Source organism: Delftia sp. 11MD, assembly GCF_050907895.1.
GTDB lineage: Bacteria > Pseudomonadota > Gammaproteobacteria > Burkholderiales > Burkholderiaceae_C > Comamonas > Comamonas tsuruhatensis.
The window spans coordinates 5,110,023-5,129,021 of record NZ_CP194333.1 but is presented as its reverse complement, the minus strand read 5'-3'; the positions used below and the strand labels follow the sequence as shown (position 1 = coordinate 5,129,021).

General features: G+C 68.1%; 13 protein-coding genes and 2 tRNA genes. 9 read left to right on the top strand and 6 right to left on the bottom strand.

All coding sequences use genetic code 11. From position 1 onward, the window contains the following. Positions 1 to 81: 81 nt before the first annotated feature. Positions 82 to 2,616 carry an ABC transporter permease gene (locus tag ACRSCF_RS23440; RefSeq protein WP_244387203.1) on the top strand — a complete coding sequence of 845 codons (2,535 nt, stop codon included), beginning with the start codon at positions 82 to 84 and terminating at the stop codon, positions 2,614 to 2,616. Between the two features lie 652 nt (positions 2,617 to 3,268). Here ACRSCF_RS23440 and ACRSCF_RS23435 read toward each other — a convergent pair. Then, positions 3,269 to 4,456 (bottom strand): IS481 family transposase, encoded by a 1,188-nt coding sequence (locus ACRSCF_RS23435; protein WP_411165070.1) that lies wholly within the window; start codon positions 4,454 to 4,456, stop codon positions 3,269 to 3,271. A 232-nt stretch (positions 4,457 to 4,688) separates the two neighbouring features. After that, positions 4,689 to 5,570, bottom strand: a complete 882-nt coding sequence (locus tag ACRSCF_RS23430) for a LysR family transcriptional regulator (RefSeq protein ID WP_034367726.1) — start codon at positions 5,568 to 5,570, stop codon at positions 4,689 to 4,691. 205 nt (positions 5,571 to 5,775) lie between these two features. Here ACRSCF_RS23430 and ACRSCF_RS23425 point away from each other — a divergent pair, with 205 nt between their 5' ends. Together ACRSCF_RS23425 and ACRSCF_RS23420 are read left to right on the top strand one after the other, a co-directional pair. Then, positions 5,776 to 7,290, top strand: a complete 1,515-nt coding sequence (locus ACRSCF_RS23425) for an MFS transporter (RefSeq protein ID WP_082254196.1) — start codon at positions 5,776 to 5,778, stop codon at positions 7,288 to 7,290. 39 nt (positions 7,291 to 7,329) lie between these two features. Next, entirely contained in the window at positions 7,330 to 7,731 is a 402-nt protein-coding gene (locus tag ACRSCF_RS23420) for a group II truncated hemoglobin (protein WP_034367729.1), read from the top strand. Positions 7,732 to 7,811: 80 nt separating this feature from the next. Here ACRSCF_RS23420 and ACRSCF_RS23415 read toward each other — a convergent pair whose 3' ends face one another. After that, the gene (locus ACRSCF_RS23415; protein WP_012203944.1) at positions 7,812 to 9,233 is read right to left on the bottom strand and encodes an NAD(P)/FAD-dependent oxidoreductase; all 1,422 of its coding nucleotides are present in this window, start codon (positions 9,231 to 9,233) and stop codon (positions 7,812 to 7,814) included. 334 nt (positions 9,234 to 9,567) lie between these two features. Here ACRSCF_RS23415 and ACRSCF_RS23410 point away from each other — a divergent pair, with 334 nt between their 5' ends. Both ACRSCF_RS23410 and ACRSCF_RS23405 read left to right on the top strand, forming a co-directional pair. Further along, positions 9,568 to 9,966 carry a nuclear transport factor 2 family protein gene (locus ACRSCF_RS23410; RefSeq protein ID WP_013803799.1) on the top strand — a complete coding sequence of 133 codons (399 nt, stop codon included), beginning with the start codon at positions 9,568 to 9,570 and terminating at the stop codon, positions 9,964 to 9,966. A 124-nt stretch (positions 9,967 to 10,090) separates the two neighbouring features. Next, on the top strand, positions 10,091 to 11,533 hold the full coding sequence (locus ACRSCF_RS23405; RefSeq protein ID WP_016450754.1) for an amino acid permease: 1,443 nt from the start codon (positions 10,091 to 10,093) through the stop codon (positions 11,531 to 11,533). Positions 11,534 to 11,580: 47 nt separating this feature from the next. On the opposite strand, the gene ACRSCF_RS23400 is transcribed toward ACRSCF_RS23405, so the two are convergent. Beyond that, positions 11,581 to 13,110: a PLP-dependent aminotransferase family protein gene (locus ACRSCF_RS23400; protein ID WP_034367732.1), complete on the bottom strand. Its 1,530-nt coding sequence runs from the start codon at positions 13,108 to 13,110 to the stop codon at positions 11,581 to 11,583. 182 nt (positions 13,111 to 13,292) lie between these two features. Between ACRSCF_RS23400 and ACRSCF_RS23395 the strand changes: the two genes are divergently transcribed. From ACRSCF_RS23395 to greB, 3 genes are all read left to right on the top strand, one after another. Continuing rightward, positions 13,293 to 13,369: transfer RNA gene (locus ACRSCF_RS23395), tRNA-Arg, on the top strand. 159 nt (positions 13,370 to 13,528) lie between these two features. Further along, a tRNA-Arg gene (locus ACRSCF_RS23390) sits at positions 13,529 to 13,605 on the top strand. Between the two features lie 117 nt (positions 13,606 to 13,722). Next, a complete protein-coding gene (gene greB, locus ACRSCF_RS23385) occupies positions 13,723 to 14,289 on the top strand; it encodes a transcription elongation factor GreB (protein ID WP_016450306.1) in 567 nt (188 codons plus the stop codon). A 4-nt stretch (positions 14,290 to 14,293) separates the two neighbouring features. Here greB and ACRSCF_RS23380 read toward each other — a convergent pair whose 3' ends face one another. After that, positions 14,294 to 15,688, bottom strand: a complete 1,395-nt coding sequence (locus ACRSCF_RS23380; protein ID WP_244387194.1) for a lytic murein transglycosylase — start codon at positions 15,686 to 15,688, stop codon at positions 14,294 to 14,296. An 88-nt stretch (positions 15,689 to 15,776) separates the two neighbouring features. On the opposite strand from ACRSCF_RS23380, the gene ACRSCF_RS23375 reads away from it, so the two are divergent. Continuing rightward, on the top strand, positions 15,777 to 16,634 hold the full coding sequence (locus tag ACRSCF_RS23375; protein WP_052151735.1) for an NAD-dependent protein deacetylase: 858 nt from the start codon (positions 15,777 to 15,779) through the stop codon (positions 16,632 to 16,634). A gap of 27 nt (positions 16,635 to 16,661) precedes the next feature. On the opposite strand, the gene ACRSCF_RS23370 is transcribed toward ACRSCF_RS23375, so the two are convergent. Beyond that, complete coding sequence (locus ACRSCF_RS23370; RefSeq protein ID WP_034367738.1) at positions 16,662 to 18,929, bottom strand: RelA/SpoT family protein; 2,268 nt, start codon at positions 18,927 to 18,929, stop codon at positions 16,662 to 16,664. Positions 18,930 to 18,999: the final 70 nt, after the last annotated feature.

Below are 18,999 nucleotides of genomic sequence, written 5' to 3'. Positions count from 1 at the left end.
GCTGGGCCAATCGTTCTGAACGGCCGTGCCAATAGCCGTGGCGCCCGGGTGCCCATCTTCGCCTGCGCTAATCTGCGCGGCATGAATGGATCTTCTGCATGGACCTTGGGTTGGCGCACCCTGTGGCGCGACCTGCGCGCGGGCGAGTTGCGCCTGTTGATCGTCGCCGTGATGCTGGCCGTGGCCGCGCTCAGTTCGGTGGGCTTTTTTGCCGACCGGCTGCAGGCGGGGCTGCAGCGCGATGCGCGCCAGCTGCTGGGCGGCGACGTGGTCGTGGTCGGCGACAACCCCACGGCGCCGGCCTTTGCCGAGCGCGCACGCGCCGAAGGGCTGCAGGCCCTGGAGACATCCAGCTTCCCGACCATGGCGCGCGCCAGCGACGCGCAAGGCGGCATGAGCCGCCTGGTGGCGCTCAAGAGCGTGCCCGAAGGCTATCCGCTGCGCGGCAGCCTGCGCGTGGCCGATGCCCCCGGCGCGGCCGACCGGGCCACGCGCGAGATACCGGCGCGGGGCGAGGCCTGGGTCGATGCGCCGCTGCTGGAGTCGCTGGGCATAGGCGTGGGGGACATGCTGCTGCTGGGCGACGCCCAACTGCGCGTGGCGCGCATCATCTCCATCGAGCCCGACCGGGGCGCAGGCTTCATGAACTTTGCGCCGCGCGTGATGATTACCTCCGCCGACCTTGCCGCCACGGGCCTGGTGCAGCCGGCCAGCCGCATCACCTACCGCCTGGCCGTGGCCGGCGCGGGTGATGGCTCCGAGCCGGCCGTGCAGCGCTACCGCGTCTGGGCCGAGCAGCAGGCCAAGGCGCCCGGCGTGCATGGCGTGCGCGTGGAGTCGCTGGACAGCGGCCGCCCCGAGATGCGCCAGACGCTGGACCGCGCCGAGAAGTTCCTGAGCCTGGTCGCCCTGCTGGCGGCGCTGCTGTCGGCCGTGGCCGTGGCCCTGGCTGCGCGCGGCTTTGCCAACAGCCACCTCGACGCCTCGGCCATGCTTCGCGTGCTCGGCCAGAGCCAGCGGCGCATTGCAGGGGCCTATACGGTGGAGTTCGTGCTGGTCGGCCTGGCCTCCAGCGCCGCTGGCGTGCTGCTGGGCTGGGCCATCCACCATGTCTTCGTGCTGCTGCTGGCCGGGCTGGTGGAAACCGCCTTGCCCGCACCGGGCCTGTGGCCTGCCGCCTTCGGCGTGGGCATGGGGCTGACCCTGCTGCTGGCCTTTGGCCTGCCGCCCGTGCTGCAGCTGGCGCGCGTGCCGCCGCTGCGTGTCATGCGCCGCGACCTGGGCGCGCTCAAGCCTGCCTCGGTGGTGGTGCTGGCCGTGGGCGTGGCCGGCTTTGCGGCCTTGCTGCTGGCGGCCAGCCGCGACATCAAGCTGGGCCTGATCGCCGTGGGCGGCTTTGCCGTGGCCGTGCTGCTGTTCGCGGCCCTGGGCTGGCTGGCCGTGCAGGTGCTGCGCCGCCTGGTGCACGAGAGCACGGCGCCGCGCTGGCTGGTGCTGGCCACGCGCCAGATCGCCGCGCGCCCCGCCTATGCCGTGGTGCAGATCAGCAGCCTGGCCGTGGGGCTGCTGGCGCTCATGCTGCTGGTGCTGCTGCGCACCGACCTCATAGGCAGCTGGCGCCAGGCCACGCCGGCCAATGCGCCCAACCGCTTCGTCATCAACGTGCAGCCCGAGCAGGCCGAAGGTTTCCGCGCGGCGCTGGACAAGGCTGGCGTCACCTCCTATGACTGGTTCCCCATGATCCGGGGGCGTCTGGTCACCGTCAACGGCAAGCCGGTCAGCCCCGACGACTTCAGCGAAGACCGCGCCAAGCGCCTGGTGGACCGGGAGTTCAACCTCTCCACCACGGCGCAGGCGCCCGCGCACAACCTGATCACGGCGGGCACCTGGACGCCTGGCGCCAAGGGCGAGATCAGCGTGGAGGACGGCATTGCCGAGACCCTGGGCCTCAAGCTCGGCGACACGCTGGGCTTCGACGTGGGCGGCGTGCCCAGCGAGGCGCGCATCACCAGCCTGCGCAAGGTGGACTGGGGATCGATGCGGGCCAACTTCTTCGTGATCTATCCCGTGGACCACCTGGACGACGTGGCCGTCAGCTACCTGGCCGCCTACCGCGCGCCCGACGTGGCGGGCTTCGACAACGCCCTGGTGCGCGAGTTTCCCAACATTACCAACGTGGACCTGAGCACCACGCTGGCCCAGGTGCAGCGCGTGCTGGACCAGGTGATACGCGCGGTGGAGTTCCTCTTCGGCTTTACCCTGGCCGCCGGCCTGGTCGTGCTCTTCGCCGCCGTCACCGCCACGCGCGAGGAGCGCGCCCGCGAGTACGCCATCATGCGCGCCGTCGGTGCCCAGGCCCGGCTGCTGGCGCAGGTGCAGCGCGCCGAGCTGGCTGGCGTGGGCCTGCTGGCGGGTTTCCTGGCCAGCTGCGCGGCGGGGGCCGTGGGCTGGGCCCTGGCGCGCTGGGTGTTCGAGTTCAACTGGACCGTGCCCTGGTGGGCTCCGTTGGCGGGGGCTGTTGCCGGGGCCTTGCTGGCCTGGATGGCGGGGTGGTGGGCGTTGCGGGAGGTGTTGAGGAGGCCTGTGATGGATACGTTGAGGCAGGTGGCTGAGTAGGTCTTTGGGTTCTGTTTTTTGTCCCTGCCGGGTGGTTGTTTTTCGAGGCCGGGGTTCGGCCCGGCGGCCGACCTACTTTCTTATCGCGCGACCGGAGTGCCGGCCATAAGAAAGTAGGCAAAGAAGCGCGCCCCGCACTGCCCACGACCCCTTCGCTTCGCTACGGGGCGACCTGCGTTGGGCGGGATGCGGGGTGTGCCGCAGAACTCGCTTTGCGCTTCGCGCGCCGCTCAAACAACTGCGGCAAGTCAGATGACGAAGCAGCCCTGTCCTTCGGCAGGGCTGCCACCCCGCATCCCGCCCAACGCAGGCGTGGGCAGAAGGGGGGAGGCTGAGGGATAGCCAACAGCCAACAGCCAACAGCCGGCGCCATCACTGCGTTCGGCTTCAAACCAGGGGCCGAGCGAAGCGAAGGCCCGCACCAACTTCCCGTATGTCAGCGCCTGCGGCGTGGTGGTTGCGGGGTTGCAGTCCTGCCGAAGGACAGGACTGCTTCGTGATCTGACTCGCCGTGATGTTTGAACGTAGCGCGCAGCGCGAAGAGAGTTTCACGGCGAACCCCGCAACTGCCACGACGCAGGTTGCCCGCAGCGAAGCGGAGGGTCGCGGACATTCGGGTTGTACGTGTCAAGGACATGGGTAACAACTCAGCTCACAGACATGGGTAACACTTCAAGCTCACATAGTCGTTCTGGGGTCCTCGCACATCCTCTTCGTTGAAGCAGCCCAGTCGCACCGGCCCCAGATACACATCCCACTGCCCAGCGGCCACCTCCTGCATCCCGATCCACTGCCCCGCCAGCAGGTAGCCTATGTAGATCCGCAGCGCTCGCCAGTAAATCAAGCCGTTGTGGCTGACCCGAACCCTTTCCCAATGCTTCGGATACTCCAGCTCCGGTAGCTTTGAGGGGTATGGCCTGGTCGAGTCGCTGTAATGCTGGGCCGGCATGCTTTGCTGCAAGGCCTCATGCGGGCGCTGCTGGTTGTAGTGCTCCACAAAGGCATCGAGCTGCATCTGCAATGCCGCTTTGTCCGCCGCAGGCTCTTTGCCCAGGGCATGCTTGAGCGTGCGGTGCATCCGCTCGTGGCGACCGTTTTGCTGTGGCTTGCCCCTCTCGATGCGCTCCGGGCTGATGCCCAGCCTTATCCACCATATCGCCAGGCGTGACAGGCCCGCCACGCCAGTAGTCGCGAACGGCGGACCGTTGTCACTGCGTATGCGCTCGGGCAGTCCGTATTGCCGAAACACCTGTTCAAAGCTGCGTTTGGCATCCTCGTAGTTGGGGCTGTCGTAGACATGCACGGCCAGCAAATAACGGCTGGCGTGGTCCATGATGGTCAATGGATAGCACCAGTGACCATCGGCTGTCTTGAACTGGCCTTTGTAGTCTGCACTCCACACCCCATTGGGCTGCTTGCTCGTTCGCAAGGGCTGGGCCGTAGGCACCGAGCGTCTGCGTACACGCCTGCTGCAAACAAGCCCCTCAGCCTTCAGCACGTTGTAGATGGTGGTTTTGCTGGGTGTCTCCTGTGGGCCCCAGCGCTGCAGGAGCAAAGCGTGCAGCTTCTTGGGCCCCATCTGTGACCTTTGCTGCGTGCGCAGCTCAATGATGGCCCGGCGCTGTGCATAGCTGATCGCCTGATTGTTCCCGTGGGGCCTGCGACTGCGCTCTTGCAATCCATCCATGCCCAGTTGGCGGTATCGCTCAACCCACTTGTAGGCCGTCTTGCGGCTGATGCCGTAGCGCCTGCACAGCTCGCTCAGCGGCACGCCACTGCGCAGATGGTCGGCTATGAAGAGCAGTTTCTCGTCCATGGGTGCGCACTCCTTCCAGGGCATGGTGATCGCTCCTTGGCTGCTGTTGGCTCCAGCTGCCAAGCTTGGATCTGTTACCCATGTCCTTGTACTGATGTGTCACCTATGAGTGTGAGTCGTACCGGTCGCCTTCTTTGATCTGACCTTTCTTGGCGAATCAAGAAAGGGCAGTCGGCCGCCGGGCCGAGACCCGGCCTCGAAAAACAACCACCCGGCAGGGGCAAAAAAAGGCGACTCCGGCGGGCAGAGAAACAACTCAGCCCTCCTTGAACAACCTCTCCCCCACAAAATCCACAAACGCCCTCACCTTGGGCGACAACTGCCGACTCGACGCCCACAGCGCCGAAAACTGCCCCGTGTGCGTCAGGTCCTCCGCCAGCACCCGCTGCAGTTCGCCACGCCCCAGTGCATCGCGCGCCAGGAAGTCCGGCATATAGGCCAGCCCCATGCCCGCCACGGCCGCGCCCAGCATGGCTTCCATGTTGTTGCAGACCAGGGCGGCGGGCAGGTGGGGCGGCATGCCGGGCAGCACCCATTCCTCCAGCTTGCCGCTGCTCAGGAAGCGGTAGCGCAGGCAGCTGTGCTGTGCCAGTTCGGCGGGGGATTGCGGTATGCCCCGTGCCGCCAAGTAGGCGGGCGAGCCGGCCAGGATGAAGCGGAACGGCCCCAGCCGGCGCGCGACCAGGCGCGAGTCGGCCAGTTCGCCGCTGCGGATGACCACGTCCAGGCCGGCCTCGACCACGTCCACCAGGTGGTCGTTGAAGTCCAGGTCCAGGTCAACCTCCGGGTACAGGGCCTGGAACTCGGGCAGCACGGGCAGCAGGAAGCGGTAGCCGATGGTGGGCAGGCTCACGCGCAGCCGTCCGCGCGGCGCCTCGGCGGCGGCCTGCATGGTGGCGCGCGCATCGTGCAGTTCATCCAGGATGCGGCGGCAGCGCTCATGGAACAGCGCGCCTTCCTGTGTGAGCCGCACCTGGCGCGTGGTGCGCTGGAACAGGCGCAGGCCCAGTTGCTGTTCCAGCCGCGCCACGTTCTTGCCGACGGCCGAGGCCGAGATGCCCAGGGCGCGCCCGGCCTCGGCAAAGCTCAGCAGGTCGGCTGCACGCACAAAGGATTCGAGTCCGCTGAAGCTGTCCATGTCGATTGCCAACCTGAGGTTGGGAGTGTGGGGAGTCTGGCGCCTATTTTCACGGCATTGCAGCGCTTTTATCGTTCATGCATGCCTGGCCATGTGCGGCCGGGAAATTGCGAAAGCCTTGCCAACCATGTCCTCCTGCCTGACTTCTTCCCGCGCACCGGGTGCGCTCCACGGCACAGCGCGACCGCATGCATCCCCGGTCTGGGTGCTGTTGTCGGTCTGCCTTGCAGCGCTGGCGATGCCGCTGAGCTTTACCGGGCCGGCCGTGGCCCTGTCTGCGCTGCGCGAGGCGCTGGGCGGCGGGCCGCTGGCGCTCAACTGGGTGACGAATGCCTTCATGCTGAGCTTTGGCGCCACGCTGATGGCGGCCGGCGCGCTGGCCGATCTGCACGGGCGGCGGCGCGTTTTCCTGACCGGGCTGGGCGTGGTGCTGGCCAGTGCGCTGGCCCAGGCATGCCTGGGCGGGCAGGGGGCCATTGTCGTGTTCAACCTGCTGCGTGCGCTGCAGGGCCTGGGCGCGGCGGCCGCGCTGGCGGGCGGCACGGCGGCGCTGGCCCAGGTGTTCGATGGAGCGGGGCGCATGCGTGCCTTCAGTGGCGTGGGCACGTCGTTTGGCGTGGGCCTAGCCTTCGGGCCGTTGCTGTCGGGCTGGTTGCTGGGCGTGGCGGGCTGGCGCGGCGTGGTGCTTTGCGTGGCCGCCGTGGCGCTGGCCGCGCTGGTGCTGGGGCTGCGCTGCATGCCTCAGTCGCGCAACCCGAAGGCGCAGCGGCTGGACCGCGCCGGTGCGCTGCTGTTCACCGCAGCCCTGGCGCTGCTGACCTGGGGCGTGCTGCAGGGGCCGGAGGCGGGCTGGTCCAGCGGGGCGGCGCTGCTGCCGCTGGCCGGTGCCGCGCTGGCGCTGGCGGCCTTTGTGGCCGTGGAGCGGCGCGTGCAGCAGCGCACGGGGCAGCCCATGCTGGACCTGTCGCTGTTTCGCTATCCGCGTTTCGTGGGCGTGCAGTTGCTGGCGGGTGCGCCGGCCTATGCCTTCGTGGTGCTGCTGGTGCTGCTGCCGGTGCGCTTCATCGGCGTGGAGGGCATGGCGCCGCTGCAGGCGGGGCAGCTGATGTTTGTGCTGTCCCTGCCCATGCTGTTCGTGCCGTTGCTGGCGGGCTGGCTCACGCGCTGGGTTTCGGCCGCGCTGCTGTGCCTGGCGGGGTTGCTGGTGTGCGCGGCGGGCCTGCTGTGGCTGGGCGGGTGCGCGCCGGGCACGGCTTTTGCGCAGATGGCGCCTCCGCTGCTGCTGATCGGCCTGGGCATCGGGCTGCCCTGGGGTTTGATGGATGGCCTGGCCGTGAGCGTGGTGCCCAGCGAGCGCGCCGGCATGGCCACAGGCATTTTCAGCACGGTGCGCGTGGCGGGCGAGGGCATGGCGCTGGCGCTGGTGGGCGCGGGCCTGGCGGCACTGCTGTCATGGCGGCTGTCGGCACTGGCTGCCCCACTGGCGCCGCAGGCGCTGGCGGCCACCGGCCCGGCCGCGCAGTTGCTGGTGACGGGTGATCTCGCCGGCGCGCTGTCGCTGCTGCCCGGCCTGCCTGCATCGGCCGTGCTGGCCGCGTATGGCCAGGCCTTTTCCACCTTGCTCGATGTGCTGGCTGGCATCACCGTGCTGACGGCGCTGGGCGTGTATGCCTTCTTGCGGGCCGGCACGCACGCAAGCACGGACATGGCACATGCCTGACAATCGCGGGTTTCACTCAGCCGCCAGCCGCTTTCAGTCATGTCAGAGGAATCCCAGAACAACGCGCCCCAGACCCCCTATGAATGGATCGGCGGCGAGCCCAGGGTGCAGGCCCTGGTGGACCGTTTCTACGATCTGATGGACCTGGAGCCCGGCTATGCCGAACTGCGTGCCGCCCACGGCAGCACGCTGGCCGACGCGCGCCAGAAGCTGTTCTGGTTCCTGTGCGGCTGGCTGGGCGGCCCTGACCATTACCAGGAACGCTTCGGCCACCCGCGCCTGCGCATGCGCCACATGCCGTTTTCCATCGGCATCCTGGAACGCGACCAGTGGGTGGCCTGCATGGACCAGGCCATGGGCGAGACCGGCGTGCCCGAGGATTTGCGCGTGCGCCTCAAGGCCAGCTTCATGAACACGGCCGACTGGATGCGGAACCGGTAGCAGGTGGCTGCCCCCGGCGCTGCTGAAAAAAAGGGCCGGCCCCCTGCAGGAGGCCGGCCCAAGCAGCAATCGGTTGGGGTTCAGAGCTTTTCGTCGCGCATGTAGTACCAGTGGTACAGGAACCGCTGCCCCAACCGGCGAAACGGCGCAAACGCGGGCGAGCGCACCATGTTGAAGACGTTCGGATACTCCAGCTCCGAGTTGTAGATGGGCAGCTCGAAGGTCTTGCTCTGGCGCCCCGCGATGCGCTCGGCCATGCGCCGGCCCGCGTGGGCCGAGAAGGAGACGCCGTTGCCGCCATAGCCCACGGCGTAGAAGATGCTCTGGGCCGGATCGGGCTGGAAGACGCGCGGCATCATGTCGTGGCTCACATCGACCCAGCCCCACCAGGAGTAGTCGATGGTGATGCCCTTGAGCGCCGGGAACTTGCGGTGCAGGCCGTCCACCAGCTTGGCCATGTGGATGGGGTTGGGCGCATCGGCACCCGTGACGGCGCTGCGGCTGCCGATCTGCACGCGGTTGTCGGGCAGGCGGCGGTAGTAAAAGCGCAGCGTGCGCGTGTCGGTGATGACCTGGGTGGTCTTGAAGCCCGTGGCCTCCAGCTCCTGCTCGGTCAGCGGCCGCGTGACCAGCGAGTTCGAGAGGATGGGCATGATCTTGGAGCGCAGGCTGCCATGCAGGGCGTTGCTGGTGTAGCCGCCCGTGGCAAAGCCCACGGCGCGCGCCCGCACGGTGCCGCCGGGCGTGCGCAGGTGGTGCACGCCGTTGCGTGTCTCGACGCCCAGCACCGGACTGGCCGGGTGCACCTTGACGCCCAGCTCTCGCGCCTTGCGCAGGTAGCCGAAGGCCAGCTTGAGCGGGTGCACGCCGATGCCGTCGGGCTCGTGCATGGCTCCATGGCTGTCGGCATCGTTCACATAGTCGCGGCGCAGCTCCTCGGGGCTGAGCATGCGGGCGTCGTAGCCGAAGACCTCGCGCATGATCTGGGTCTCGTTGCGCAGGAAGTCGAGTTTCTTTTCGCGGTGGGCGATGTAGAGGTGGCCGCCGGGCTGGGGCTCGCACTCGGGGAATTCGGCCACCAGGTCCTTGAAGGTCTGGAAGCCCTCGCGGATCTCGGCGTCGAGCTTGAGCGCCACGTCCTTGCCCCAGCGTGCGATCCATTGCGAGCGGTACAGGCGCCCGCTGGCGTTCTGCCCCTGGCCGCCGTTGCGGCTGGTGCAGCCCCAGGCGGTCTGGTTGGCGTCCAGCACCACGGCGCGGATGCCGTGTTCGCGCGCCAGAAACAGGGCCGTGGCCAGGCCCGTGAAGCCCGAGCCGACGATGGCCACGTCCACGTCCATGTCGCCGGTGACCGGGCCGTCATCGTCTGGCGGGCGTCCCGCCGTGCCGACCCAGTAAGTGGGCGCATAGCCCGTGCCGTGGCCCGGGTTGGCGGCCACCAGCGGGTCGTACTGAGGGTCGTAGGGACGCAGGTGGCTGGGGCGGATGTCCTCGGCTTTCATGGCGGATGTCTCCTGGTGCGGCGGCTTGGGATCTGCCGCTTTTTGCTATGGATTCGGTGGAATGGGGCCAATGCCGGCGAGCCCTGCAAGGCGGTGCACCGACGATGGAATCAGCATAGCCAGCAGGCCATGGAGCCAGTTAGCGCCACAGCCCAGCTTTCGATAGAGCCAGCGGCAGCCGGTGCGCGCGCCTGGACCTAACGATTGATGGCATCTGGTTCTAACGGGTCCGTGTGCCTGCTACCTACCATGGCCCATCGACATTTCGATGACGCGGCGCGGCGGCCCTGCCCGGGCCCGGCGCCGTGGGACCCACCACAGACAAGGAGACAGCATGAGCGCAGACACCAACCCTCCCGACGCACAGTTCCTGGCCCGCTTCGCCGAGGCCTGGAACCGCCACGACATCGAGGCCCTGATGGGCTTCATGGCCGATGAATGCGAGTTCCACGCCGTGGCCGGGCCCGATCTCATGGGCCGCAGCTTCGTCGGCCGCCAGGCCGTGCGCGAGGGCTTCCAGATGGCCTGGCAGGCCTTTCCCGATGCGGCCTGGCTCGATGGAGACCACTTCGTGCAGGGCGACCGTGGCGTGTCCGAGAGCACCTTCAAGGGCACCAAGGCCGACGGCCTGCGCGTGGAAGCGCGCATGGTGGATGTCTTCACCTTCAAGGACGGAAAGATCGCCGTGAAGAACGCCTTCCGCAAGGACCGCCCGCCGGTGGCGGCCGCCTGACGGCGCGGGGCCTTGCGGCCCCGTGCCACCGGGAACACCGGATACGCCACGGCAAGGCGCGCACCTGCGCAGCCACCACAACAGAGCATCAGCCGTGGCGCCTGAATAAAACAGGAGACAAGACATGATCGGAAATCAGCACGCCTCTTCACCGGGGCTTTCGCACGGGCTCAAGGAACGCCACATGACCATGATCGCCCTCGGTGGCGTCATCGGCGCCGGGCTGTTCGTGGGCAGCGGCGTCGTCATCAAGTCGGCCGGGCCGGCCGCGATTCTTTCCTTCCTCATCACGGGCCTGCTCGTGGTCCTGGTCATGCGCATGCTGGGCGAGCTGGCCTGCTCCATGCCCGGGGGAGGCTCGTTCTACGAGTTTGCGCGAGAGGCCTGGCGCGACCGCCCCGGCGTGGGCCGGCTGGCAGGTTTTCTGACGGGCTGGATGTACTGGTACTTCTGGGTCATCGTCGTGGCGCTGGAGGCCGTGGCCGGAGCCGACCTGGTGCGCTACTGGCTGCCCGATGTGCCCAACTGGAGCATCAGCCTCGTGCTGCTGGTGATGCTGACGCTGACCAACCTGGTGTCGGTCAAGTCCTTTGGCGAGTTCGAGTTCTGGTTCGCCTCCATCAAGGTGGCGGCCATCGTGGTCTTCCTGTTCGTGGCCGGCGTCTACGTGCTGGGCCTGACGCCCGCCTCGCAGGGCATGCACTTCGGCAACCTCACCGGCAACGGCGGCTTCATGCCCAACGGCATCGTGCCGGTGCTGACCGGGGCGGTGGCGGCCACGGGCTTTTACTTCGGCGCCGAGATCGTGACCATTGCCGCCGCCGAGACGGCCGAGCCGCAGAAGGCCGTGGCCAAGGCGACCAACTCGGTGATCACGCGCGTGCTGGTGTTCTATGTGGGCTCCATCTTCCTGGTGGCCTGCCTGGTGCCCTGGAATGCGGGCGGCATTGCCACGCCGTATGTCAGCGCGCTCAACACCATGGGCGTGCCGGCCGCCGCGCAGATCATGAATGCCATCGTGCTGACGGCCGTGCTGTCGGCGCTGAACTCGGGGCTGTATGCGTCATCTCGCATGCTGTTCGCGCTGACGCGGCGCGGCGACGCGCCCCAGGCGCTGGCCAAGGTCAGCCGCAATGGCGTGCCCACGCGGGCCATCCTGGTGGCCACGCTGTTCGGCTACGGCGCCGTGGTGATGTCCTATGTGTCGCCCGACAAGGTGTTTGCCTTCCTGGTCAACTCCTACGGCACGGTGGCGATCTTCGTCTACATCCTGATCGCCATCTCGCAGCTGCGCCTGCGCGCCCGGCTGGAGCGCGAGGCGCCCCACCAGCTCAAGGTGCGCATGTGGTGCTATCCGTACCTGACCTGGTTCGCCATCTTCGGCATGCTGTCCATCGTCATCGCCATGGCCTTCATCCCCGAGCAGCGCACGCCGCTGGCGCTGGGCGTGGCCAGCCTGTGCATTTTGCTGCTGGCCTACGCCGTGCGGCAGTTCCTGCAGCGCGGCGTGGCGCCCGTGGTGACATCGCTGTCCGAGGCTGCGCGGCCCGAGCCGCAGAAGTATTGACCCAGGGGCGACGGGACCGGCAGGGCCGGTCCCGGCCATTCCTGGCGTTACTTCTCGGGCTGCTCCTCACGGATCGCATCGGCCAGGGCCTTCACGCCCTGGCCGATGTCGTTGGCGGGTATGGATTGGTAGCCCATGCGCATGTAGCTGCCGGGCGTGCCCGGGCGGGCGAAGAACACATCGCCGGGCTCGATGAGCACGCCGTGCGCGGCGGCACGCTGCGCCAGGGCATCGACAGGAATGTGGTCGGGCAGTTGCACCCAGCACGAGCCGCCGCCGCGCACGGGCGTGATGCGGCAGCCGGGCGCATGCTCGGCCATGGCGGCCGTGAGGGCTGCGTGCCGCTCCTTCTGCGCCTGGGCCAGACGCCGCTGCTGGGCCTCGTAGTGGCCCAGGGAGATGAACATGGCCAGCGTGCGCTGCACGAAGGTGGCGGGGTGGCGGATCATGAGCCGGCGCAGTGCACGCAGCTCGCGGATCAGCTCTGGTGCGGCCACTATGTATCCCACGCGCAGGCCCGGCGCCAGGCTCTTGGACAGGCTGCCCACGTAGATCACGCGGTTGCTGCGGTCCAGGCTCTTGAGCGCCGGAATGGGCTGGCCGTCGAAGCTGCTCTCGCTCTCGTAGTCGTCCTCGATGAGGATGATGTCGTGCGCCTCGGCCATCTCCAGCAGCGCCTCGCGCCGGGCCAGCGGCATGGTCACGCCCGTGGGGCACTGGTGGCTGGGCGTCACGTAGAGGTAGTCCAGCTGGCGCAGCAGCGGCGTGACCGGCAGGCCCTGGCCGTCCACCGGCAGCGGGATGACCTGGGAGGTGCGGCTGCTGAAGATGTTGCGCGCGTCGGGGTAGCCGGGCTCCTCGATGCCCACGGCCGTGCCCTCGCGCATCAGCAGGTCGGCCACCATGTAGAGGGCGTGCTGCGCACCCACGGTGATGATCAGCTCGTCGGCCGAGGCCCAGACGCCGCGGCGCGGCAGGATCTTGGTCTGCACCTGCTGGATCAGCATCTCGTCGTCGCGCGCGATCTGGTCGGGCGCCCACTGGCGTATGTCCAGCACGCCCAGGGCCTTGAGGCAGCATTCGCGCCAGGCGGCCGTGGGAAACAGCTCCTTGTCGAACTGGCCGTACAGGAAGGGATAGGGGTAGCGCTGCCAGTCCTCTTCCTTGACGATGCTGCGCTGCTGGCTGGGCAGCAGCCACAGGCGCCGCGACCAGTCGGTGCGGCGGCCTTCGCCAGGGGGGCTGCTGGCCGCAGCGCCGCCCGGCGTGCGCCCCTTGAGTACGTCGGGATGGATGAAGTGGCCCTTGCGCTGGCGGCTCAGCAAAAAGGCTTCCTCGGCCAGCTGCTGGTAGGCCAGCACCACGGTGATGCGTGCCACGCCCAGGTGGCGCGCCAGCTCGCGGCTGGAGGGAATGGATTCGCCGGGTGCGAGGATGCCCGAGAGGATGGCATCGACCAGCATCTCGCGGATCTGGCCCTGCAGGCTCAGGGCAGGGCGGGCGCTGCGGCGAAACAGCTGCCCCCACATGGCGCCCTCGGGCGGTTGCGGCTGCGTGGCCGCGCGCTTGTCTGTCATGTCTTGTCGTTCCCGCCGCTGCGGCGGGCCGCTCGCTGTGTTTGTCTCCCGCGCAGGTGCAGGGCAGGGCCTGCATCCGCGACCGGCCAATATAGGCCAGCGCGGTGCGCCACGGGCCCGGAGTTTGCGATGGTTGCAATTTTTGCGGAGAGGCCGGAAATTGATATACAATCGTTGTCTTGGCGGCTGTAGCTCAGCTGGATAGAGTACTTGGCTACGAACCAAGGGGTCGTGGGTTCGATTCCTGCCAGCCGCACCAAAACGACAAGCCTCAGAACTGCAAAGTTCTGAGGCTTTTTCGTTTCAGGCGCCCGCACGGAGGCCGTGGCCATGGTTCAGGCACTGGTCAACGGTTATTTTTCGATATTTTCATGGTTTTCCGTAGGCGTTCAAAAAGCACGCTATAATTCGAAGCTTGGCGGCTGTAGCTCAGCTGGATAGAGTACTTGGCTACGAACCAAGGGGTCGTGGGTTCGATTCCTGCCAGCCGCACCAAAACGACAAGCCTCAGAACTGCAAAGTTCTGAGGCTTTTTCGTTTGTGCTCAGTTGGTGTCGAGGTTTGTGCGGCGTCTTCGCCTGCTGCGGTGATCTGTGTGAAGATCGGCTCCCTATGAGCAAGGCTTTCACCAAGGAATCCGACGGCGACGACGATGATGAAGTCGGCCTGCCGCCCTTGCCGCCGGGCGGCAAGAACTACATCACGCCCCAGGGCTTCGCGCGGCTCAAGGGCGAGCTGCTGGACCTGATCGACAACGAGCGCCCGCGCATCGTGGAGATCGTGCACTGGGCGGCCAGCAATGGAGACCGCTCCGAGAACGGCGACTATCTGTACGGCAAGAAGCGCCTGCGCGAGATCGACCGGCGCATCCGCTTCCTGACCAAGCGGCTGGAGATCGCCGAGGTGGTCGATCCCTCCGTGCATGCCGGCAGCGAGCAGATCTACTTCGGCGCCACCGTCACCTACGTCGATGACGAAGGCGAGGAGCGCACCATCACCATCATGGGCATCGACGAGGCCGACAGCGCACGCCAGCAGGTCAGCTGGATCGCACCCGTCTCGCGCGCCCTGCTCAAGGCCCGTGTGGGCGACGAGGTGGCCCTGCCCACCCCCGCAGGTGTGCGCACGCTGGAAGTGCTGGACGTCACCTACCCGGAGCCGGGCAGCGCCGCCGGGTGAGCGTTCAGGGCTGCAGTTTCTGCAGCAGCTCCAGCGTGGGATAGCCGTCGGCCACCAGGCCCTGGCTTTGCTGGAACTGGCGCAGGCCCGCGCGCGTGGCCGGGCCCATCACGCCATCGGCCGTGCCGGCTGAAAATCCCCGTTCGTTGAGCGCGGCCTGCAAGGCGCGCAACTGCTCGCGCGACAGCGGTGCCAGATCGCGTGGCCAGGCCGCCTGCACGCCCGGGCCGCCGGCCAGCTGCTGCGACAGCAGGCCCACGCCCAGCGCGTAATTCACGGAGTTGTTGTAGCGCAGGATGGTGCGGAAGTTGGCGCCCACCATGAAGGCCGGGCCACGCGCGCCGGCCGGTGCGATCACGCTGGCATTGGCCATGGCGGGCAGGGCGGAGCCGTCCACGGCCTGCACGCCCTCGGCCGCCCATTGCGCGCTGTCCTGGCGCACGCTGGTCTCGGCGCGTGCATGGTCAAAGCCTGCCGGCAGGCGCACTTCGACGGCCCAGGGCTCGCCCGTCTTCCAGCCCGAATGGGCCAGGTAGTTCGCCGTGGAGGCCGTCACATCGGGCAGGCTGCCCCAGATGTCGCGGCGGCCATCGCCATCGGCATCCACCGCATAGGCCAGGAAGACCGAGGGCAGGAACTGCGTATGGCCCATGGCGCCGGCCCAGGAGCCGATCATGTGGGCCGCGTCGATGTCGCCGTTGTCGATGATGCGCAGGGCGGCCAGCAACTCCTTCTGAGCCCAGGCCGCGCGCCGGCCGTCGAAGGCCAGGGTGGCCAGCGCATCGACGGTGGGGAAGTTGCCGAAGTTGCTGCCGTAATTGCTTTCCATGCCCCAGATGGCGGCGATCACCTCGGCCGGCACGCCATGGCGCTGGCTGGCCGCCTGCAGCGGTGCAGCCGCTTCGCGCAGCTTGGCACGGCCCTGGGCAATGCGCTGGGCCGAGACGGCGCTGTCCAGGTACTGCCAGGGCGTGCGCGTGAACTCGGGCTGCGAGCGGTCCAGCTGCACCGCGCGCCGCTGCAGCCGGGCCGGCTCCAGCGCGCTGCTCACGGTCTTGGCGGAGATGCCGGCCTCCAGCGCCTTGCGCGCAAAGTCCCGCTTCCAGGCCTCGAAGCTGGCGGCCTCGGCCTGCTGGGACGCCTCTTGCGCACCGCTTGCCTCGACAGCAGGCGCTGCGGCCGGGCCGGCCTGTGCCGCTGCGGCAGGGGCGGCAGGGGCGGCCGCAGCCGTGGAGTTTGCCGCAGCGGAAGCTGGCGCTGGCACCGGCGTGGGCGCAGGTCGGGAGGCGCAGCCGGCCAGCAGAGCGGCAGTCAGGGCGGTGGCCAGTCCGGCGCGGGTCAGCCTGTGGGGGCCGTTGGCGTTGCTGGGGACGGGGGCGGTGGCATGTGCGTGGGGCATGCAGCCATTGTCTCCGCTGCGCCCTGGCGCTGAATGCAACACGGTGTTTCCGCACCAAGCCATCCATGGATCGCTATGCTGTGCTCCCATGACTGCTGCACCATCGCCCTCCCTTTCCCCGCCTGTGCAGGATGCCGCGCAGGCGCTGCGTGCCCTGCTGCGCCCTGGTCAGCGCTGGCTGGTGCTGACGGGCGCAGGTTGCAGCACAGGCTCGGGCATTCCGGACTACCGCGATGCGGCGGGGCAGTGGAAGCGGCCCCAGCCCGTGACGCTGCAGGCCTTCATGGGCAGCCATGCCACGCGCCAGCGCTATTGGGCGCGCAGCCTGCTGGGCTGGCCCGTGATGGCACAGGCCCGGCCCGGCCCGGCCCATGAGGCGCTGGCGCTGCTGCAGCAGCGCGGATGGATGGCCGGCCTGGTCACCCAGAACGTGGATGGCCTGCATACGGCGGCAGGCAGCGAGGGTGTCATCGACCTGCACGGCCGCATTGCCGCCGTGCGCTGCATGGGTTGTGGCGCCGGCATGGAGCGCGCCTCGCTGCAGGCCATGCTGCTGCAGCGCAACCCCGGCTGGGCCGGCCTGAGCGCCCAGGCCGCGCCCGACGGCGATGCCGACCTGGAGGGGCGCGACTTCAGCCGCTTCGACGTGCCGGCCTGCCCGCACTGCGGTGGCGTGCTCAAGCCCGATGTGGTGTTCTACGGCGAGGGCGTGCCGCGCGAGCGAGTGGCGGCGGTGCGGGCCGCGCTCGGGCATGCGCAGGGCCTGCTGGTCGTGGGCTCGTCGCTGATGGTGTATTCGGGCCTGCGCTTCGTGCACGAGGCCGTGGCCCAGGGCAAGCCGGTGGTGGCGGTCAACCAGGGCCGCATGCGGGCCGAAGATCTGCTGGCCTGCAAGTTCGAACACGACTGCGGCCAGCTGCTTCAGCAACTGGTGCAGGGCCTGTAGAGACGAGATCGGCCCGCAGGGCCGGGGTCAGGGAATGACGCGCGATGCGCGCACCACCGAATGCACGCGGCGCAGGTTGCGCAGCGCGGACTCCACCTGCTGGTTGTCGTGCACCGAGATCACGAAGCACAGGTCCGTGGTGCTCATGGCGGCCTCGTCGGCCATGTCCACGCGCAGGATGTCCACTTCGGCGCCGGCCAGCTCGGCTGCCACGCGGGCGAGCACGCCCTTGCCGTTGTTGACGGTGACGACGATGCGGGCCTCGAAAAGGCGCGCGGCATCGATGTCATCTGCCCATTCCACGACGATGAAGCGGTCGCTGTCCTTTTCCTGCAGGCGCTGTGCGATCTTGCATTGCGCGTGGTGCACGATCAGGCCTTCGCCGCTGCCCAGATAGCCCACGATGGCGTCGCCCGGCACGGGCCGGCAGCACTGCGCGTAGTGGATGGAGCCCTGGTTGGAGCCGTCCAGCAGCACGGCGCCCTGGAAGGGCCGGTTGCTGGCATTGAAGCGTTCGCGCGTGAGCAGCAGGGCGTCGGGCCGGTGGCCGTGGCGCGCCATCAGCGCCGTCAGGCGCGAGGCCACCAGCGATGCAATGCGCCGGCCCATGCCGATGTCCACCATCAGGTCGGCGCGGCTGCGGCTGCCTGCCATGCGCAGCACTTCGTCCCACAGCGCCTGGTTGGCTTCATCGGCCGGCGGCACGGCGTCCATGCCTTCGGCGCGCATGGCCTGGGCCAGCAGGTTCTCGCCCAGGCGTGCCGATTCGCTTTGCGCGGCCGACTTCAGGTAATGGCGGATCTTGGAGCGCGCGCGGCCGGTCTTGACGAAGCCCAGCCAGGCCGGGTTGGGCGTGGCGTCTTCGGAGGTGACGATCTGCACCACGTCGCCACTCTTGAGTTCGGTGCGCAGCGGCACTTCCTCGTTGTTGATGCGCGCGGCGGTCATGTGGTTGCCGACCTTGCTGTGGATCGCATAGGCGAAGTCCACCACGGTGGCGCCGCGCGGCATGGCCATGATCTCGCTCTTGGGCGTGAACACGTAGACGGCGTCGGGGAACAGGTCCACCTTGACGTGGTCCCAGAACTCGGCGGCATCGCGCGTCTCGTTCTGGATGTCCAGCAGCGATTGGAGCCACTGCGTGCCCAGCTGCTCGGAATCGTGGCCGGGCTGGGCCTTGTAGAGCCAATGGGCGGCCACGCCGGCCTCGGCGACGATGTGCATTTCCTCGGTGCGGATCTGGAACTCGATGTTCACGCCCGAGGGACCCACCAGCGTGGTGTGCAGCGACTGGTAGCCATTGTTCTTGGCAATGGCGATGTAGTCCTTGAAGCGGCCCGGCATGGGCTTGTACATCTGGTGCAGCACGCCCAGCGCCGTGTAGCAATCGATCACACGCGGCAAGATGATGCGAAAGCCGTAGATGTCCGTCACCTTGGCAAAGCTCAGCTGGTTCTTCTCCATGCGCAGATAGAGCGAATACAGCGTGCTTTCGCGGCCGGCAAGGCGGGCCTGCAGCCCCGCGCCGGCGAACTCGGCATTGACCTCGTCCTGCACGCGCTGGACCAGGTCGCGGCGTCGCTTGCGCGAGCGGGCGATGGCTTTTTCCAGCGTGGCGTAGCGCCAGGGATGCAGGTGGCGGAAGGCTAGGTCCTGCAGCTCGCGGTAGGTCTGGTTCAGCCCCAGGCGGTGGGCGATGGGTGCGTAGATCTCCAGCGTTTCCGAGGAGATGCGGCCCCACTTGCTGCGCGGCATGTCGCCCATGGTGCGCATGTTGTGGGTGCGGTCGGCCAGCTTGATCAGGATCACGCGCACATCGCGCGCCATGGCCAGCAGCATCTTGCGGAAGGATTCCGCCTGGTTCTCTTCGCGCGTGTTGAACTGCAGCTTGTCCAGCTTCGTGAGGCCGTCGACCAGCTCGGCCACGTCCTGGCCGAAGCGCTGGGCGAGATCGGCCTTGGTGACGCCGCAGTCTTCCATCGCATCGTGCAGCAGCGCGGCCATCAGGGCCGGGGCGTCGAGCTTCCAGCTCGCGCACAGCGCCGTGACCGCGATGGGATGGGTGATATAGGGTTCGCCGCTGCTGCGCCACTGGTCGCTGTGGGCCTGGTCGGCGAAGGCATAGGCTTCGCGCACCTGCTCGATGCTGGTGGCATCCAGGTATCCCAGGTGCTCCATCAGTCCGGCAAAGGCATTGGCCGACACGGCGGTTGCCTGCTCTGCAGACATGCGCTCGGGCCGGGGTAGCGGTACGGGATCAGAGGGGGCTGTGAACGAAGTCAAGGCCGCTTTCATGACTTAAATGTAGCGTGCATGCTGGTTTGTGCAGGCTTCATGTAAAAAAAGCACCGCTGTGCGGTGCTCT

Bases quoted from the DNA above. Each gene is read 5' to 3' on its own strand.
- ACRSCF_RS23415 (WP_012203944.1), bottom strand. From the start codon at position 9,233: ATGAAAGCCGAGGACATCCGCCCCAGCCACCTGCGTCCCTACGACCCT.
- ACRSCF_RS23435 (WP_411165070.1), bottom strand. From the start codon at position 4,456: ATGCCCTGGAAGGAGTGCGCACCCATGGACGAGAAACTGCTCTTCATA.
- ACRSCF_RS23400 (WP_034367732.1), bottom strand. From the start codon at position 13,110: ATGACAGACAAGCGCGCGGCCACGCAGCCGCAACCGCCCGAGGGCGCC.
- greB (WP_016450306.1), top strand. From the start codon at position 13,723: ATGAGCAAGGCTTTCACCAAGGAATCCGACGGCGACGACGATGATGAA.
- ACRSCF_RS23440 (WP_244387203.1), top strand. From the start codon at position 82: ATGAATGGATCTTCTGCATGGACCTTGGGTTGGCGCACCCTGTGGCGC.
- ACRSCF_RS23405 (WP_016450754.1), top strand. From the start codon at position 10,091: ATGATCGGAAATCAGCACGCCTCTTCACCGGGGCTTTCGCACGGGCTC.
- ACRSCF_RS23430 (WP_034367726.1), bottom strand. From the start codon at position 5,570: ATGGACAGCTTCAGCGGACTCGAATCCTTTGTGCGTGCAGCCGACCTG.
- ACRSCF_RS23380 (WP_244387194.1), bottom strand. From the start codon at position 15,688: ATGCCCCACGCACATGCCACCGCCCCCGTCCCCAGCAACGCCAACGGC.
- ACRSCF_RS23410 (WP_013803799.1), top strand. From the start codon at position 9,568: ATGAGCGCAGACACCAACCCTCCCGACGCACAGTTCCTGGCCCGCTTC.
- ACRSCF_RS23370 (WP_034367738.1), bottom strand. From the start codon at position 18,929: ATGAAAGCGGCCTTGACTTCGTTCACAGCCCCCTCTGATCCCGTACCG.
- ACRSCF_RS23375 (WP_052151735.1), top strand. From the start codon at position 15,777: ATGACTGCTGCACCATCGCCCTCCCTTTCCCCGCCTGTGCAGGATGCC.
- ACRSCF_RS23420 (WP_034367729.1), top strand. From the start codon at position 7,330: ATGTCAGAGGAATCCCAGAACAACGCGCCCCAGACCCCCTATGAATGG.